Raw genomic sequence first — 16,076 nt, 5'->3', positions numbered from 1 at the left:
GAATACCGTTTATTGTGTGGGTGCAGTAGCCACGGGAGGCACATCTACCTGCTTGCCCGTGGGCTGACCGGTATCCACATTTATCGGATACACGAAATGCAGGTAGAAATAAAAAAAGATAATAGACATCGCGAGGATAATAACACCGAAAATGGAGGAGCTGAATTCTATGCCATCCTTTGATAATTTAAAAGTTGTGGGCTTATCTTCCGTGGCGGTATCCTGTTGTTCTGTTGTTCCCAGTACCTTTTTATTATGTCTTATTTTGAAATTAAAGGATTTGAGGCTGATGAAAAACTGAATCCCCGAAAATATCAGTCCCGCCCCAACAATGATCAGTACCATCCAGAAAATGATATTTGAATTCCGGTGATGGAGGTCATATGCTTTGATCAGGTGATTATAAGTGTATACGTGATAGGTATATTCCACCAGTTGCGCCTTTGCATAGTTAACCTGTAGCTGTCCATTATAATATTGTACACTGTCTGCCCAGTTCACAGCAACGGGTTTATCCTGCCCGTTTAGTGGCATAACGGCCCATAGCAGCGCCATTACACAAAAAAACATTTTTGAAGTACTTGTTTTTAGCGGGGTTTTATGCAGTGGCATGTGGTGTGTTATGTTTTTTATGTTTGGGTTTAGGAGGTGTTACGGGAGCGGGTTTGGGAATTTCCTTTCCTGCTGCCGGAAGAGGTGGAGGTGTTATCGTTGAATCTTCTGCTACCAGATCCGCTTTCGGTGCTGCCGGCGGCATTGAAATAGAGGTTGGCGGCTTTAGTCCCTGTGGTTTTGGTATTCCTTCCATAGTAGGAGCTGGTTTGGGCTCAGCTGCCGGAAGTGGTTGCGGGTAGGCATGCGCATCTTTCGGCCGGGATGCTGTGCTATCAATATGAGGGGACTTTACGGGTCTTTTTTGCGCCATAACGGTACTGCCGGTCAGTAATAAACAAGAACCGGTAAATATTATGAAGAGGAAGAGCGGTTTCATTGTTGAAGGATTTACTTCGTTTAGGGGATACCGAAACCTTACAATCTTACATATTATTGGCTCAGTGCTATCTGGGGGTAATAAATCCTGACTTATTTATAAGAAAGTTACGCATTTAAAAGGATTTTTCCAAATGAAAACCTGCCACTGGAGCGGATAAACGATATGAGAAATATTTTTCAGGAAACCTGTAACAAAATGAATTAACCACTTACTAACGCTATAAATAAAAACTAAAAAACGATGAGGAGTAGGTGAGATGTTCCGGTGATATTTAAAAGCGCAGTCTGCAAAGGGTGCGCTTTTTCGTGGGTAACTATCCTTCAATATTTTTTCAACGCCGATCCTTTGTGTGCCGCAATGTGATCTGTTTTATCACTCTTTATTTCATACTGTGGATCTTCTTTGGTGGCGTGATGTGTATATCCTTTGTAATCAAAATCCTTTGTATGTATTTTAATGATTGTGCCGGATACATGACCAGCCTCTGAATTCCAGGTAACATGATCGCCTATTTTGAATGTTGTTTGCATCATGATTTTTTATAGATTATCAGCACAAGTATTATACCATTTGAGTGATTGCTGCATGAGGCGTGCATCAACATTAAGCAAGTAGCCCGATTTTCTGTGCATTTCTGATCATCATAGCTTTATAGGCATCTTTCAGATCGGATGGCAGAAAGGAGATGTTGACAAATTCATTCAGTTGCGTTAAACGGGTTGAGAAACGTTTATAACTATTATTCATTGCTTTTTCATTAATGCCAAGGTTCCTGGCTAAACTATCAAAATCTCCTTTTTTAATTTTGTTCTTGCGGGCATTCAGGGTAAGTGCCATTTCCTCTTTATCTGCTGGCATGGCCAGGTGAGTAGACAATAAATCATATACGGGTGCAAGCCTGGTTAGTTGTTCTTTATCTGTTAAGAGGGAAAAATTCTTCAAATGCATATCTGCATTACCGGTAAGGAAACAAAATAATGTCAGATCAAAGAACTGAATGATATCTATTCCGGGTTGGCCGGAATAAGCATTGATAATTTTCCCCACTTTTTCCATGGAGCTCCTGTACTTATCTTCTGTGAGTGTTTCAGTAAGCTGGCACATGTCTTCCAAAGCGAGTTTGTTACCATTATCCCTGTCAAATCGCTTAGTGAGGTAAGCCAGTTCTCCTGATTTTAAACGAATGAGACTATGCGTTGCCGTTGGTATTTTCATTAACTGTGAGAGGTGCATCGTGAGGTCCTCATTTTCTGGTAATGAAGGAAACGATTGCGTTGGTGGTTTTAGAATAAAATCACCCCACATGCCTACAATAGTAAGCCTGTTTTTTCCCCGGCTGTCCGGTTTCTTTTCCAGGTTTAAAGAAAGCTTTGGTTGTACCCCGGTGACTGCAATGCTTTTTATTACGATCTCTTTAGCCAGCTGCTTCATTTGCTCATTATCATAATCCAACGCAGGTGGTGTAGGCGTTCCAAAGAACATCTTGCTGCATCGGGGATGAAAGTCTTTTTCTTCATCAGACAATGGTAAATAGCAATATAAACACCTGTTTTCTTTCATGTGATTTCATTTGATTCAATAGCCTGAATGCTTACTGCTCCGATACAATCACGACAAGCAGATAATAATAAACCCATCCGATCCCGTTCGTTCAACTTCCAGTTTTTTACAGCAATGTCGAGCAACCAACCTTCTGGTATCAATCCATCAAAAAAAGGAATCATGGTATTACTTCTGTATGCTTCACTGCGCAGGGGAAGTGTAAAGCTCACTGGTATCGGGTTTGCTGATTGAAGATACTGTTCGTCGTAGACAAATCCATAACCATCTTCGTCCTGCCAAACAATTCCTGCTATTATATCTTTGAAGAATACCTTTCCGGCCCTTTGCATAAATTATATGTTTACAATTCTTTCAATTTCGTGGTGGGGAATGGTTGTTATTAATTGTACATCTTTTGTTTGCTGATATTTGATGATATCATTTTTTTTCACAAACTGCCATGCTGATATTATTCCCCCTTCCTTGATTGTTCCGGTTATAAACCCATCCCAAATAGATTTATTCTTTAATGAAATACGCACATTCTGATTAAAGTTTTTTTCATAAACGTCAAAAGGATCTAATTCTTTCCCGGGGATCAGTCCATAACCGAAAAGCGATAGCACCTGGTTTACCTTATCCATTCTCAATGTGGTTTTCCCCTGTTCCAGTTCACGTATGAAACGTAAACCAACTCCGGCTCTTTCTGCCAGCTCAACCTGTGTTAAACCCAGGTTACTTCTGCTATGTCGAACGAAATTTGATAAATAATGTGTGTTAATCATCGCTTTAATATACCTTATAGGGTATAAATATAAGTAGAAAATATTAATTTATACCCTATGAGGTATAAACCTGTTTATTCTCGTTGTATTATACCCGATAGGGTGCAGTGTCGTTAGCAACCCTCTCCAGACTTCTCCATTAACTATATATTCCGTATCTTCGCAAGTCGTGAAAAATCTATATTCCATATTCGTCTTCTTTTCATCGGCCAATCTTCTTCAATTGGTCGGTGTGACCCCGTTTACCTGCGGACGACTGTACTTCTTTTCAAACTTTAAGGATTTCAATAATTTATCCCCGCTCCGTTAGTTTCATTTGCGGTTCGGGGTACTTTATGTTGCCGGAATAAATATTCCGGCGGATGAAACTTGCTGTTGCTTCCTCATTGGATAGCATCAGCATTCTTATTGTATTTAAATAAATCAGGACTATGACAACAGAAAATAACGAGCAACTCTTGATGCTGAAGGAAGACCACGACATTTTAACCCAATATCTTAAAAGTAATTCACCGAAATTGATGTATGATCAGCATCTGCAAAAAGAACATCTTGAAAAGATGAGTAAAGCAAATGTGCTGAGCAATGATGATTTCCCGAATACGGCTTCCCGCCTGTATTCTACCGTCATTATACGGGACACCATCACCAGAACAAATCTTGAATATAAACTGGTGCCTCCCAATGAAACCGACGAATGGAATGGCAATATATCTGCACTGACCCCATTTGGATTAGCATTGATGGGCCTGAAAAAAGGAGAAAGCTTTGTATGGCAACTCTCTAAAAAGAAGAAATTTTACTCCGTAGTAGAAGTCAGAAATTCTACTTTCGTATAAAAGAAATTTATAGCAGTTTCCTCCTGCTGAGAACAGAACGGGCTTTCTACACGGTGGGAATCCCGTTCTTTTTTTATAGCCATATTTAACCCTGCAACAGAAAGCTTGTTTTTAGCAACTCCCTGAAAAGCAACCGGGATTCCGTTATGGCGCGGAAAGATGATATAGTTAATAAGGTTACAAATATGGATAAGCCAGTAACATTTTTAACGCTTGCCAGGAGATACTTTTATTCGATGAATTTTTTATTTCGAATAAACTGTAGCAAATGCAAGGATCATTAAGAAGTCAACAATGGTTTGGAAAAGAGGGGAAAGACGGGTTTATATACAGAGCCTGGATGAAAAATCAGGGTATTCCTTCCGATGAATTTAAAGGGAAGCCTGTTATTGGAATTTGTAATACCTGGTCTGAGCTGACCCCTTGCAATGCGCACTTCAGGGAATTAGCGGAATCTGTAAAAAGAGGTATCCTGGAAGCCGGTGGTTTTCCTGTTGAATTCCCGGTGATGTCTTTGGGCGAAACCCTCATGAAACCTACTACCATGCTTTTCCGCAACCTGGTAAGCATGGATGTGGAAGAATCCATACGTGCCAATCCACTGGACGGTGTCGTATTATTATGTGGATGTGATAAGACCACTCCTTCCCTCGTTATGGGAGCCTGTAGTGTAAACCTGCCCACCATCGTGGTATCCGGCGGCGCTATGCTCACCGGCAAATACAATGGCAGGGATATCGGTACCAGCGATATCTGGCGCTTTGCCGCTGACCTGCGTTCCGGCGCAATGACGGAAGAAGACCTTAACATCGCTGAATCAGGTATGTGCCGCAGCCGCGGACATTGTGCCGTAATGGGCACCGCTTCTTCCATGGCCTGCATGGTAGAGGCATTGGGTCTTTCACTTCCCGGCAATGCTGCTATTCCTGCCGCAGACGCCAACAGGAAAGTATTAGCCCAGCTTTCCGGCAGACGCATTGTAGATATGGTGCGCGAAGATGTGAAACTCTCTGATATCTTAACCCGCAAAGCCTTCGATAACGCCATAAAAGTAAATGCTGCTGTAGGCGGTTCCACCAACTTTGTGATTCACCTCACGGCTATCGCCGGAAGGATCGGCGTACCGCTGGACATCCTTGATTTTGACAGGCTATCTGCCGCCATCCCGCTGATCGTAAACCTCCAGCCTTCCGGAAAATACTTTATGGAAGATCTTTATTATGCCGGCGGCTTACCTGCTGTCATGAAGGAATTGACGGAATACCTGGATACAGACCTCATGACGGTAAATGGTAAAACGATCCTGGAAAACATTCAGCGGGCATCGGCTATCAACCGGGAAGTGATCGCTGCTTTTGATGAACCGTTCAATCAGCAATCCGGCATCGTAGTTCTCAAAGGAAACCTGTGCGAAGCAGGCGCTATTATCAAACCCTCTGCCGCCAGCCCGCACCTGATGCAGCATACCGGCAAAGCAGTGGTGTTTGAAGATATTGAAGATTATAAGAAAAGAATAGATGACCCCGAATTGCCGGTGGATGAAAACAGTATCCTGGTATTAAAAAATGTTGGACCAAAAGGATATCCCGGTATGCCGGAAGTGGGGAATATGAGCCTGCCCAAAAAAGTGCTGGCAAAAGGTATTACGGATATGATCCGGATCTCTGATGGCAGGATGAGCGGAACAGGTTTTGGTACCGTTGTATTGCATGTTTCGCCGGAAGCCGCTGCCGGTGGTACATTGGCGCTGGTAAAAGATGGCGACATCATTGAACTGGATGTTCAGGGCAGAGTATTGAATTTACAGGTAGATGATCAGGAGCTGGCACAAAGAAAAGCTGCATGGGTAGCAACGGTTAGTCCACATGACAGGGGATACGTGAATATGTATGTAAACAACGTAGAACAGGCACACCTGGGCGCCGACTTAGGATTTTTGAAAGGAGGTTCCGGTAGCCAGGTATTAAGAGATTCACACTAAATAATATTAAACGGCAATGAATATAAAAGCATTTGAGGGAAAGGTGGCCATCGTTACGGGCGCAGGACAGGGAATCGGTTTTGAAATAGCTATGCAGCTGGCCGTTGAAGGCGCTGCGGTAGTATTGAACGACATTGATCCCGCCCTGGCAGAAAATGCGGCAGAAGAGATCCGGAAAGCACAGGGGAAATGTGTAGCTGTACCTGGTAATACAGCGGATCTCGGCATTATAAAAAAGATGGTGGCCACGGCTGTTGAAAAGTTCGGGCGGCTGGATGTAGCGGTTGCCAATGCAGGCATTACGCTGTTCGGTGATTTCCTCACCTACCCCATTGAATCTTTCAATGAAGTATTGAAAGTGAATCTCGGTGGTACTTTCTTCCTCGCACAGGAAGCTGCCAAACAAATGATCTGGCAGGGATTCGGCGGATCTTTGTTATTTACTTCTTCCGTAACAGGCCACCAGGCGCATAAACAACTTGCTGCTTATGGAATGACCAAAGCCGCATTGGAAATGCTGGCGAAGAGCCTCGTAATAGAATTGTCTGAACACAAGATCAGTGTGAATGCCATCGCACCCGGTGCAACGCTCACGGAAAGAACGATGGATGATGCCAATTATGAAAAGGTCTGGTCTACTATTACACCAATGGGAAGACCGGCTAAAACACGTGATATTGCTGATGCCGCGCTGTTTCTCGTGTCTGATAAAGCAAGACATATCACAGGTCAGAGCCTCATCATTGATGGTGGCTGGACGGCTGTGAGTTTGTCTCCTTTTTAGTTAAAATACTTCAACGCGAAAAAACACTTTTTTAGCCATTGCACTTCTGCCGATGTGGTGCAGGGCGGAGAAATCCGTTATAAATAATTAACCAGTAAATAAGCAACAATGTTTAGTTTGAAAAATAAAACGGCCCTGATAACGGGTGGTGGCAGTGGTATCGGTGCCGCAATTTCTATTTTGTTTGCCAGTCAGGGTGCAAATGTTTTCATCATTGATGTAGATGAAACCGGCGCCTCAAAAACGGTGGCTGAGATCCAGGAAACCGGTGGCAGCGCAACGTTCAGACAATGTAATATCAGCAACCAATCTCTCGTACAGCAACTCGTACAGGAGATCGGGAACGTGGATATCCTTGTCAACAATGCCGGTATTGCACACATCGGTAATGTGGAAAATACCACAACGGAAGATATGGACCGCTTGCTGGGCGTGAATGTAAAAGGCGTTTTTTATATGGTGCAAGCCGTCATCCCGTTTATGAAAAAACAAGGCGGCGTGATCCTCAATATGGCCTCTGTTGCTTCGCAGGTAGGACTGGCAGACCGTTTTGCCTATAGCATGACGAAAGCCGCTGTAGTTGGAATGACATTATCCATCGCCAAAGATTATCTGTCATACAATATACGCTGTAACTGCATTTCTCCCGCCCGCGTACATACACCATTCGTGGATGGATTTCTGCAAAAGAATTACCCCGGTAAGGAGGCAGAAATGTTTGCAAAATTATCTGCTACACAACCGATTGGCCGCATGGGCCGCCCGGATGAAATTGCTGCATTGGCCTTATATCTCTGTGCCGATGAAGCAGGTTTTATCACCGGTTGTGATTATCCTATTGATGGCGGTTTTATCAAACTTAATTCCTGATTTTAATCTTTAACTATTACCACCCCGTACATCCTCTTTGTTGACCCCAACAGTAATATAACGTTAATGGATAAACGTAACACGTAATGAGATAACTATATCGCAATAAATCAACAAAAAATAGACGTCAATTCTACATTCCGTACATGCATGACATAAAAGATAAGCATGTGAAAAAAGCGGGTAATACCAAGACATTTCTTTATATCAATCCCAATTAACTTTGAAAAATGAACACCAAAAGTTTTATCGTACCATTAAGCCAGGTAGGTATTAATAACATCGATTTTGTAGGAGGAAAGAATGCATCTCTCGGTGAAATGCTGCAGCATCTGAGTCCGCTCGGCATCAATATCCCCGATGGTTTTGTAATTACGGTGCACGCTTATAAAACGTTCCTGCAATCCAATAATCTTGAACCTGCCATTAAGGAGATCATCAATACTATCGACTTCGAAAATATTGAATCGCTCCGTAAATGTGGCAAGAAGATCAGGCAACTGATCAGGAATACAAAGTTTCCGAAAGAGATCGTTGAATTGATCATCGATGCCTACCATCTTTTATCCGAACAGTACAAGATTCCTGATACGGATGTAGCCGTACGATCTTCTGCTACCGCAGAAGACTTGCCTGATGCGTCTTTTGCAGGGCAGCAGGAAACATACCTGAACGTGAGAGGCCCCGGCGCCCTGATCGATGCCGTGCGGAATTGTTTTGCATCCTTATTTACGGATCGTGCTATCAGTTACCGCGAGAATTTCGGCTACCCGCATTTTGAATTGGGCTTGTCTGTTTGTGTACAAAAAATGGTGCGTTCTGATCTCGCCTGTTCCGGTGTTGCTTTTTCACTGGATACGGAAAGCGGTTTCAAAGATGTAGTGGTGATCAACGGTACATATGGTCTTGGTGAAATGGTGGTGCAAGGAACGATCTCGCCGGATGAATTTATTGTCTTCAAACCAAAGTTAACCGATTCCTTTCTCCCCATCATCGAAAAGAAACTGGGGAATAAAGATAAGATGATGATCTATGGTGATAACCCGGATGAAAGGGTGAGTGTGATACCGACAGAAAAGATCATGCAATCGAGATTTTGTATTGATGAAGAACGTGTATTGCAGATAGCCCGGTGGGTAACCATCATTGAAGAATATTATTCAACATTAAAAGGACATTGGTGCCCGATGGATGTGGAATGGGCGATTGATGGTAAAACAAACCAGTTGTTCATTGTACAGGCGCGCCCTGAAACCATTCACTCCCGCAAACGCGATAACATCTTTACGGAATACCATATTCATGATGAAAACAAAGCGGACAAACTGCTGGTGAAAGGTATTGCAGTGGGCGATAAAATGGGCGTGGGGAAAGTTAATATTCTCTATTCCCTGGATAAAAGAGTAGCGGAAGGGAGTGAGTTCATGCCTGGTGATGTATTGGTTACTGATATGACGGATCCTGATTGGGAGCCCATCATGAAAAAAGCATCCGCCATCATCACCAATAAAGGTGGCAGAACCTGTCATGCTGCTATTATTGCGCGGGAAATGGGCGTACCTGCTATTGTGGGTTGTGGTAATGCTACAGATATACTGAAAGATGGCCAGATGGTTACCGCCTCCTGTACAGAGGGTGATGTGGGCTATATTTATGATGGTGTCATTGAGTTCACGAAGTCAACTTTCGATCTTGCAGACCTGCCGGAAATAGCCACTTCCATCATGTTCAACGTGGGTTCTCCGAACATGGCCTTCCAGTTCTCACAACTGCCGAACAAAGGCGTGGGATTGGCACGGGAAGAATTTATTATCAATAATTATATCCAGGTACACCCGCTGGCATTATTGCGGCACCGGCAGTTGAACGATCCCGCTTTAACAGCGCGTATCAACCAGGTGATTGCAGGATTTGAAAATGAAGAAGATTATTTTATCAAGAAACTGTCTTACGGTGTTGCAAAAATAGCGGCGGCATTTTATCCTGAAAAAGTAATCGTTCGTTTTTCTGATTTCAAAAGCAATGAATACTTCAATATGCCGGGGGGCAAATATTTTGAGCCTTCAGAGGAAAACCCGATGCTGGGATGGAGAGGTGCATCACGTTATTATTCTCCGCAGTATAAAGAGGCATTCGGCCTGGAATGTAAAGCCATCCAGGAAGTAAGGGAAAAGATGGGACTATCCAATGTGGTGATGATGATCCCCTTTTGCAGAACGGTAGAGGAACTATTGCGTGTGCAGGCGGTGATGGCAGAATATGGACTGGAAAGAGGAAAGAACGGATTGGAAATATACCTGATGGCAGAACTGCCTTCCAATATTATGATGGCCGATGAATTTGCGCAACATATTGACGGGTTCTCTATCGGCTCCAATGACCTTACACAGCTGACACTGGGACTGGATCGTGATTCTGCCCTCGTTTCACACCTGTTTGATGAAAGAAATCCTGCTGTGAAAAGGATGATCAGTTCCCTGATCAAATCGGCTAAAGCGGCCAATGTAAAAGTAGGGATCTGTGGGCAGGGGCCTTCTGATTATCCTGATTTTGCACAATTCCTTGTGGAGCAAAAGATCGATAGTATTTCCGTGACGCCCGATTCATTGGTGAAAACGGTGCATGCTATCCGGAAGATCGAACAGCAGATGGCGAAAGAAAAAAGCGCATTATTATATGAATAGAAAACGCCACATCGGGATGAGCGGTGGTGGCGGTGATTTTCACTAAAATTCCACGTTATGAAAACAGTAAAAGGTCCAGGTATTTTCCTGGCGCAATTCATGAGCGATGCAGCGCCTTTCAACACCCTGGAGTCGATCTGCACCTGGGCGAAAAGTATTGGATTCTCCGGCGTGCAGATCCCTACCTGGGATGCACGCTGTATCAACCTGCAACTGGCTGCGGAAAGCAAAACGTATGCAGAAGAGATCAAAGGCGTTGTAGCAGCAGCAGGATTGTCGATCACCGAACTTTCCACACATCTGCAAGGGCAGCTGGTGGCGGTGCATCCCGTTTACAATGAAATGTATGACAGTTTTGCGCCTCCCGAATTGCATGGTAACCCCAAAGCCAGGACCAGCTGGGCTGTGCAGCAATTGAAATATGCTGCAAAAGCTTCTGAGCACATGGGCCTCACCGCCCACGCTACGTTTAGCGGCAGCTTGCTGTGGCACACGTTATACCCGTGGCCACAGCGGCCGGCCGGATTGGTGGAAACCGGGTTTACTGAACTGGCCAACAGGTGGTTGCCCATATTGAATGAATTTGATGAGTGTGGGATAGACCTTTGCTATGAAATCCATCCCGGTGAAGACCTGCACGATGGTACCAGTTACGAACGGTTCCTCGAACATGTAAACCACCATGCGCGGGCCTGTATTTTATACGACCCTTCGCATTTTGTACTGCAATGTCTCGATTACCTCAGCTTTATTGATCACTTCCACGACCGCATCCGCATGTTCCATGTAAAAGATGCAGAGTTTAATCCTACCGGGAAACAGGGCGTGTATGGCGGTTATAGCAACTGGACAGAAAGAGCAGGACGTTTCCGTTCACCAGGTGATGGACAAGTGGATTTCAAATCCATTTTCAGCAAGCTGACGGCATATGGTTTCGATGGCTGGGCAGTGATGGAATGGGAATGTTGCTTAAAACATCCTGAAGATGGCGCCCGCGAAGGCGCGGCCTTTATCCGTGACCAGATTATACGGGTAACCGAAAAAGCATTCGATGACTTCGCCGGTGCAAGCGGTGATGATCACTATAACCGGAAATTACTTGGGTTGATCTAATGGTAAGGAAAAAAATAACGCCGGATCAGACAAGGCCCTTTTTGATACTGCATTTGTATTGATAAGGGCTTTGTCCGTTGTGGTCCTTAAAAACCTTGCAGAAATGGGAGCTGGAATTATATCCGCAGGCATAAGCAATGTCTGAAATAGGATTATCAGATTCAATCAACAGCTTACGGGCATGCTCCATACGGAGGTCTTCCAGGTATTGGGAGAAACTCTTTTTTGTTCTGTTCTTAAAATAACGACAGAAAGATTGTTCTTTCATGCAGGCCACTTCCGCCACTTGTTTCAGCGAAATGTGTTCGTGCAGGTTATCTTTGATAAATTTAATCACATCAATCAGCCGGTCTGGTTCTGCCATTCCATACTTGCTCGTTTCGTTGTTAACGATAAAGCTTTTATCTTCTGAAATGGAAATAAGGTGCATGATCTGCAAAAATCCATCTACTTTTTCAAAACCGGTTTTGGAAGAAAGCGCCAATAGTTTCTCTGCTATGATATTCCGGGTCTCCCCCTGGATCTTGATGCCTTTGGAAGCCTGCCGGATCACTTCCCGGATACCGTCAAACTCTTTTACATTATCCAGGAACTGCTGGAATACTTTTGGATGGAAATAGGTTACAATTACTTTTGACTGAAGTGTGGAATCTTCTTTGTAGAAAGCAGCATCACTTAACCAGACGTGTGGTACAGAGGACCCGATGAATACCATATCACCCGATTCGAAAGGTTCTACCTTATCGCCAATGATCCTTTTCCCGAACCCTTCCACGATAAACACCAACTCTAATTCAGGATGGGCATGAAAGGAAGGTTGCGCGTGGAAGGGGGAAGCCAGGAAAGACTGACTTCTCATATCTACGTGCAAAAAATCATTGATCAGTGGTGTAATTTCCGTTTGTAAAAGCCTCATGTCTGAATAATTATTATCACACATTTCAAGTTGACGAATCGATGATAAGTGTACAGGATACCCCTTTGGGTATCAACGTTTTCCAATAGCCGAGTGTTGCCAAAATAGTCATTTTCCCTCATACTTGGACGAATCCTTTTTTAACGCATCCCTCCCTACCGGTATAATGTTAAAGTTATAGTATATGTGGTTAAGTAAATGATACTTTAATTCGCTTGTTAGTACTTATTTTATTGGATGAAGCGTTACAATCCTGTCAGTTTGCTACTTGTTATTGGTTTGTTATTGAGCAGTTATGTTGACGCAATCCCACATATGCAACCGGGCGACTGGTGGAATAATGCATGGAAATACCGCCAATTGATCACTATTGATGCCGCCACTTTGAAAGAAGACCTGCATGATTTTCCACTTTCCGTGCGTTTGCAGGATGCGGTTTTTGCCAGAACGCTGGCTAAAAACGGCGGGGAAGATGTGCGTGCAGTGGATATGAATGGTGCCCTCCTGGATGTGGAAGTGGTGTTATGGGCCATCAATGATGTACGCTTGTATGTGAAAATGCCTGTCATCAGTGCTGGTAAAGGAAAGCAGGGATTTTATCTTTATTTTGGCAATCCCCGTGCGGCAGCGGTAACAGCAAATATGTGGGCGTCATCTTATGTAGCCGTATTGCCACTGGCCGGTAATGTACATGATATTTCAGCCCGTAAACAGGCCGTTGCTAAAGTGGGCTTTGTTGTACAGAATGGCTGGACGGCCGGTTTGATCATGGGAAATTCTTTTCCATGGATCACCTTTGACAGCAATTATAAAGGCTTCCTGGAAATCGATGCGCCTGTTGGGCCTGATCTGACTTTTGTTTGCCGGTACCGGACGAATAAAAACAGGGAGCAGGTTTTGCTGGCCGGACAAGGGTTTCGCTTTGCTACAGTTGATAGCACTGCCTGGCAATCTGTTGTTTTTTCTTTGAACAGCACTACCGGCGTTCGTACCATTTGTTTTGGTGATGGAGATCCCGTAACGGATAAAGTTTCCCTGTCCCCGATCCAACCTGGCCGTATACGCATCGGCAGGGATATAACAGATGATGCCAAAACACAGTTCGACGGTGATATAGAAGATGTACGTATTATGAACAGTGCACCGGCTGCTGCCTGGATCAAAGCCACCGCGCTCAATCTCAGTCAGCTGAATCCTTTGGTACAACCTGGGGCGCTGGAAGGGTTGGGACAATCATATGCGCCACCTCCGCCACCTCAACTCATGCAGCCGGCAAATGGTGCGCAATCCCATAAATCCACGGGTGTGAAACTGGAATGGCTGCCTGCAACCGGTGCAAAAAGTTACCGGGTATTGGTGTTTAAAGATGCCCGTGGAGAGCAGTTGCTACATACATTCCACACAGGTATTCATCCTTCCTTTAATCTTACGCTTGCATTGGCAGACACACGGGATGTTTACTGGACCGTGGCAGCTATTTCTGATCAAGGGGAAACCCGCGCAAAGGAATTATATCACCTGACTTTTTATAAAAATGGAATGACTACCGGCAAACCGGTGGCGCCGCAACTTACACGTGCCCGTAATGTGCACATTCAGTTGAAAGGCTACATGGGCGCGAGGGTAGACAGCATGGCGCAATACATGATTGATTATCCCCTCCGCAATCCCGGGCTACTGCGGATGATGCGGGAGCGCCCGGAAAAAGGCGTGCCGGATTGGGCGGGCGTTTTCCCTGGACAATACCTGAGTTCCGCGCAATTGATCTGGCGTCTTACCCGCCACCCACTCCTTAAAAAAAGTATTGATACCTATGTACGCGACCTGCTCAAAACCCAGGGTGCTGACGGATACCTGGAGCCCTTCGAAAATATGAACAGGTCATTGTCTTTATGGAATCATTATGCCATGCTCTGCGGATTGATCAGTTATTATGAAGATACCCGCTACAAGCCCGCCCTGGATGCGTCCCGCAAAATTGCAGACCTGGTGATCAGCACGTTTGGGCCGGATGGGAAACTGTTACCCAAAACCGGTGGTGGTAGTGAAGCCATCAGCCACGCTATTGTAATGCTCTATCGTGAAACAGGAGACACCCGCTATCTTGATTTCGCTAATTATATTATGGGAGAAGTATGGAATGAACCGGGCGGTGTGGCCTATTCCAGGCTGGGCAGGGAGCGGTTGCCGGTGCGTGATTTTCCTGTGCGCAGGTGGGAAGGGGTACACAATATCATGGCCCTTTCTGAAATGTACTGGTTAACAGGAGATACGTCCTGTAAACAGGGATATGAACATCTCTGGCGCACGTTACGCAGAACGGAACGTCATAGTACAGGCGGTTTTTCTACCAACGAAGGATTGCTCGGTACACCGTATAATCATGGCACTATAGAAACCTGTTGTACAGTGGCCTGGTCATTACTCTCTACTGATATGCTAAAGCTTACCGGTCAGTCATCCGTTGCGGACGAACTGGAATGGAGCGTATTCAACAGTGCGTTGGGTTCCATCCCCGGTAATGGCGGCTGTTCTACTTACGGTACACAACCGGAAGGATACAGGTCGTTCTGCGAGTTGCACCAGGGCCCCGCGGATGGGCATGAACTGAGTTGTTGTTCCTCCAATGCACCAAGGGCTATCGGGGATATTGCCAACTGGGCGCTGATGCAGCGGCCCGGTGGGTTGGTGCTGAACTATTACGGTCCTGCTGTGATGTCGGCACAATTGCCTTCCGGCCAACGTGTACAGCTTGAACAACGCACCGCATATCCTGCAAAAGGAGCTATTCTGCTGAACGTATCTGTTTCAACACCGGAAACTTTTACGCTTTATCTCCGCATTCCAGGCTGGTCAAAACAAACAAAAGTGCTGGTCAATGGAAAGGCATATGATATGCCACAGGCGGGCCATTATATGCCCATTCGCAGGGTTTGGAAGAAAGGTGACCACATCTCCCTGGCGCTGGATTTTACGCCGCGTTTTCGCATCGGTGAAGAAGATTATGCCGGTAAGGTTTCCATCTACCAGGGGCCTGTTCTTTTTACCAGTGATGCACACTATGTTCCGGGTGAACAAAAGCATCCGGGTATAATCAATCTGAAAGGACTGACAATAACACCGGTAGATAAACAGCATGAAACCGATCATCCTTTTGTATTGGCCCGCATGACGGATGGTGACGGGAAACAACGGATGGTTTGTGATTTTGCCAGTGCCGGAATGTATGGCGATTACTACCGTTCCTGGTTTGATGCCGCCGCCCTGCCGCCGGCTCCTTTCTACCAGGAAGCACCGCTGCGGCAGGATTCAGGACTCACACTCAGCTGGGAAGCCCGTAGTGGCGCGGAGAACTGGACCGTCCTGATTTCCGCGACGCCTGATTTCAAAGAAGCTGTACGCTATGAAGGATTGAAGCGTCCGCAGCTGTTGCTGCCTTCACCGGCAAAAGGGAACTATTACTGGACGGTAGTGGCCTATAACGCAAACGGGGAAACGAAAGCAGAGAATGCGGGAGAATTGCTAGCTGATTAAAAAATAAAAGTACCTTTATTAGTCATGGCTAACA

The 16,076-nt window shown here is 45.0% G+C and carries 14 protein-coding genes; 7 read left to right on the top strand and 7 right to left on the bottom strand.

Going from position 1 to position 16,076, the window contains the following annotated elements:
* Positions 1 to 9 precede the first annotated feature (9 nt).
* The 6 genes from ABQ275_RS20080 to ABQ275_RS20055 form a co-directional block, all read right to left on the bottom strand.
* Positions 10 to 570 (bottom strand): hypothetical protein, encoded by a 561-nt coding sequence (locus ABQ275_RS20080; RefSeq protein ID WP_349314936.1) that lies wholly within the window; start codon positions 568 to 570, stop codon positions 10 to 12.
* A 28-nt stretch (positions 571 to 598) separates the two neighbouring features.
* Positions 599 to 991: a hypothetical protein gene (locus tag ABQ275_RS20075; RefSeq protein ID WP_349314935.1), complete on the bottom strand. Its 393-nt coding sequence runs from the start codon at positions 989 to 991 to the stop codon at positions 599 to 601.
* Positions 992 to 1,314: 323 nt separating this feature from the next.
* Positions 1,315 to 1,527, bottom strand: a complete 213-nt coding sequence (locus ABQ275_RS20070; protein WP_349314934.1) for a DUF2945 domain-containing protein — start codon at positions 1,525 to 1,527, stop codon at positions 1,315 to 1,317.
* 70 nt (positions 1,528 to 1,597) lie between these two features.
* Complete coding sequence (locus ABQ275_RS20065) at positions 1,598 to 2,554, bottom strand: HipA domain-containing protein (protein WP_349314933.1); 957 nt, start codon at positions 2,552 to 2,554, stop codon at positions 1,598 to 1,600.
* A complete protein-coding gene (locus ABQ275_RS20060) occupies positions 2,551 to 2,886 on the bottom strand; it encodes a HipA N-terminal domain-containing protein (RefSeq protein ID WP_349314932.1) in 336 nt (111 codons plus the stop codon). Before ABQ275_RS20060 ends, ABQ275_RS20065 begins: the two co-directional genes overlap by 4 nt.
* Positions 2,887 to 2,889: 3 nt before the next feature.
* Entirely contained in the window at positions 2,890 to 3,321 is a 432-nt protein-coding gene (locus tag ABQ275_RS20055) for a helix-turn-helix transcriptional regulator (protein WP_349314931.1), read from the bottom strand.
* Between the two features lie 431 nt (positions 3,322 to 3,752).
* On the opposite strand from ABQ275_RS20055, the gene ABQ275_RS20050 reads away from it, so the two are divergent.
* From ABQ275_RS20050 to ABQ275_RS20025, 6 genes are all read left to right on the top strand, one after another.
* The gene (locus ABQ275_RS20050) at positions 3,753 to 4,160 is read left to right on the top strand and encodes a GreA/GreB family elongation factor (RefSeq protein WP_349314930.1); all 408 of its coding nucleotides are present in this window, start codon (positions 3,753 to 3,755) and stop codon (positions 4,158 to 4,160) included.
* Between the two features lie 268 nt (positions 4,161 to 4,428).
* On the top strand, positions 4,429 to 6,141 hold the full coding sequence (locus tag ABQ275_RS20045) for an IlvD/Edd family dehydratase (protein WP_349314929.1): 1,713 nt from the start codon (positions 4,429 to 4,431) through the stop codon (positions 6,139 to 6,141).
* Positions 6,142 to 6,157: 16 nt separating this feature from the next.
* Complete coding sequence (locus ABQ275_RS20040; protein ID WP_349314928.1) at positions 6,158 to 6,925, top strand: glucose 1-dehydrogenase; 768 nt, start codon at positions 6,158 to 6,160, stop codon at positions 6,923 to 6,925.
* A gap of 108 nt (positions 6,926 to 7,033) precedes the next feature.
* Positions 7,034 to 7,795: an SDR family oxidoreductase gene (locus ABQ275_RS20035; RefSeq protein ID WP_349314927.1), complete on the top strand. Its 762-nt coding sequence runs from the start codon at positions 7,034 to 7,036 to the stop codon at positions 7,793 to 7,795.
* A 230-nt stretch (positions 7,796 to 8,025) separates the two neighbouring features.
* Complete coding sequence (gene ppsA / locus ABQ275_RS20030; protein WP_349314926.1) at positions 8,026 to 10,479, top strand: phosphoenolpyruvate synthase; 2,454 nt, start codon at positions 8,026 to 8,028, stop codon at positions 10,477 to 10,479.
* A gap of 57 nt (positions 10,480 to 10,536) precedes the next feature.
* On the top strand, positions 10,537 to 11,592 hold the full coding sequence (locus ABQ275_RS20025) for a sugar phosphate isomerase/epimerase (RefSeq protein WP_349314925.1): 1,056 nt from the start codon (positions 10,537 to 10,539) through the stop codon (positions 11,590 to 11,592).
* A gap of 25 nt (positions 11,593 to 11,617) precedes the next feature.
* On the opposite strand, the gene ABQ275_RS20020 is transcribed toward ABQ275_RS20025, so the two are convergent.
* Positions 11,618 to 12,508 carry an AraC family transcriptional regulator gene (locus ABQ275_RS20020; RefSeq protein WP_349314924.1) on the bottom strand — a complete coding sequence of 297 codons (891 nt, stop codon included), beginning with the start codon at positions 12,506 to 12,508 and terminating at the stop codon, positions 11,618 to 11,620.
* A gap of 237 nt (positions 12,509 to 12,745) precedes the next feature.
* On the opposite strand from ABQ275_RS20020, the gene ABQ275_RS20015 reads away from it, so the two are divergent.
* Positions 12,746 to 16,042 (top strand): beta-L-arabinofuranosidase domain-containing protein, encoded by a 3,297-nt coding sequence (locus tag ABQ275_RS20015; protein WP_349314923.1) that lies wholly within the window; start codon positions 12,746 to 12,748, stop codon positions 16,040 to 16,042.
* Positions 16,043 to 16,076: the final 34 nt, after the last annotated feature.

The organism is Chitinophaga sp. MM2321 (assembly GCF_964033635.1).
Taxonomy (GTDB): Bacteria; Bacteroidota; Bacteroidia; order Chitinophagales; family Chitinophagaceae; genus Chitinophaga.
This window is presented reverse-complemented; position numbering and strand designations above follow the sequence as displayed.

Bases quoted from the DNA above. Each gene is read 5' to 3' on its own strand.
- ABQ275_RS20080 (WP_349314936.1), bottom strand. From the start codon at position 570: ATGTTTTTTTGTGTAATGGCGCTGCTATGGGCCGTTATGCCACTAAAC.
- ABQ275_RS20075 (WP_349314935.1), bottom strand. From the start codon at position 991: ATGAAACCGCTCTTCCTCTTCATAATATTTACCGGTTCTTGTTTATTA.
- ABQ275_RS20070 (WP_349314934.1), bottom strand. From the start codon at position 1,527: ATGATGCAAACAACATTCAAAATAGGCGATCATGTTACCTGGAATTCA.
- ABQ275_RS20065 (WP_349314933.1), bottom strand. From the start codon at position 2,554: ATGAAAGAAAACAGGTGTTTATATTGCTATTTACCATTGTCTGATGAA.
- ABQ275_RS20060 (WP_349314932.1), bottom strand. From the start codon at position 2,886: ATGCAAAGGGCCGGAAAGGTATTCTTCAAAGATATAATAGCAGGAATT.
- ABQ275_RS20055 (WP_349314931.1), bottom strand. From the start codon at position 3,321: ATGATTAACACACATTATTTATCAAATTTCGTTCGACATAGCAGAAGT.
- ABQ275_RS20050 (WP_349314930.1), top strand. From the start codon at position 3,753: ATGACAACAGAAAATAACGAGCAACTCTTGATGCTGAAGGAAGACCAC.
- ABQ275_RS20045 (WP_349314929.1), top strand. From the start codon at position 4,429: ATGCAAGGATCATTAAGAAGTCAACAATGGTTTGGAAAAGAGGGGAAA.
- ABQ275_RS20040 (WP_349314928.1), top strand. From the start codon at position 6,158: ATGAATATAAAAGCATTTGAGGGAAAGGTGGCCATCGTTACGGGCGCA.
- ABQ275_RS20035 (WP_349314927.1), top strand. From the start codon at position 7,034: ATGTTTAGTTTGAAAAATAAAACGGCCCTGATAACGGGTGGTGGCAGT.
- ppsA (WP_349314926.1), top strand. From the start codon at position 8,026: ATGAACACCAAAAGTTTTATCGTACCATTAAGCCAGGTAGGTATTAAT.
- ABQ275_RS20025 (WP_349314925.1), top strand. From the start codon at position 10,537: ATGAAAACAGTAAAAGGTCCAGGTATTTTCCTGGCGCAATTCATGAGC.
- ABQ275_RS20020 (WP_349314924.1), bottom strand. From the start codon at position 12,508: ATGAGGCTTTTACAAACGGAAATTACACCACTGATCAATGATTTTTTG.
- ABQ275_RS20015 (WP_349314923.1), top strand. From the start codon at position 12,746: ATGAAGCGTTACAATCCTGTCAGTTTGCTACTTGTTATTGGTTTGTTA.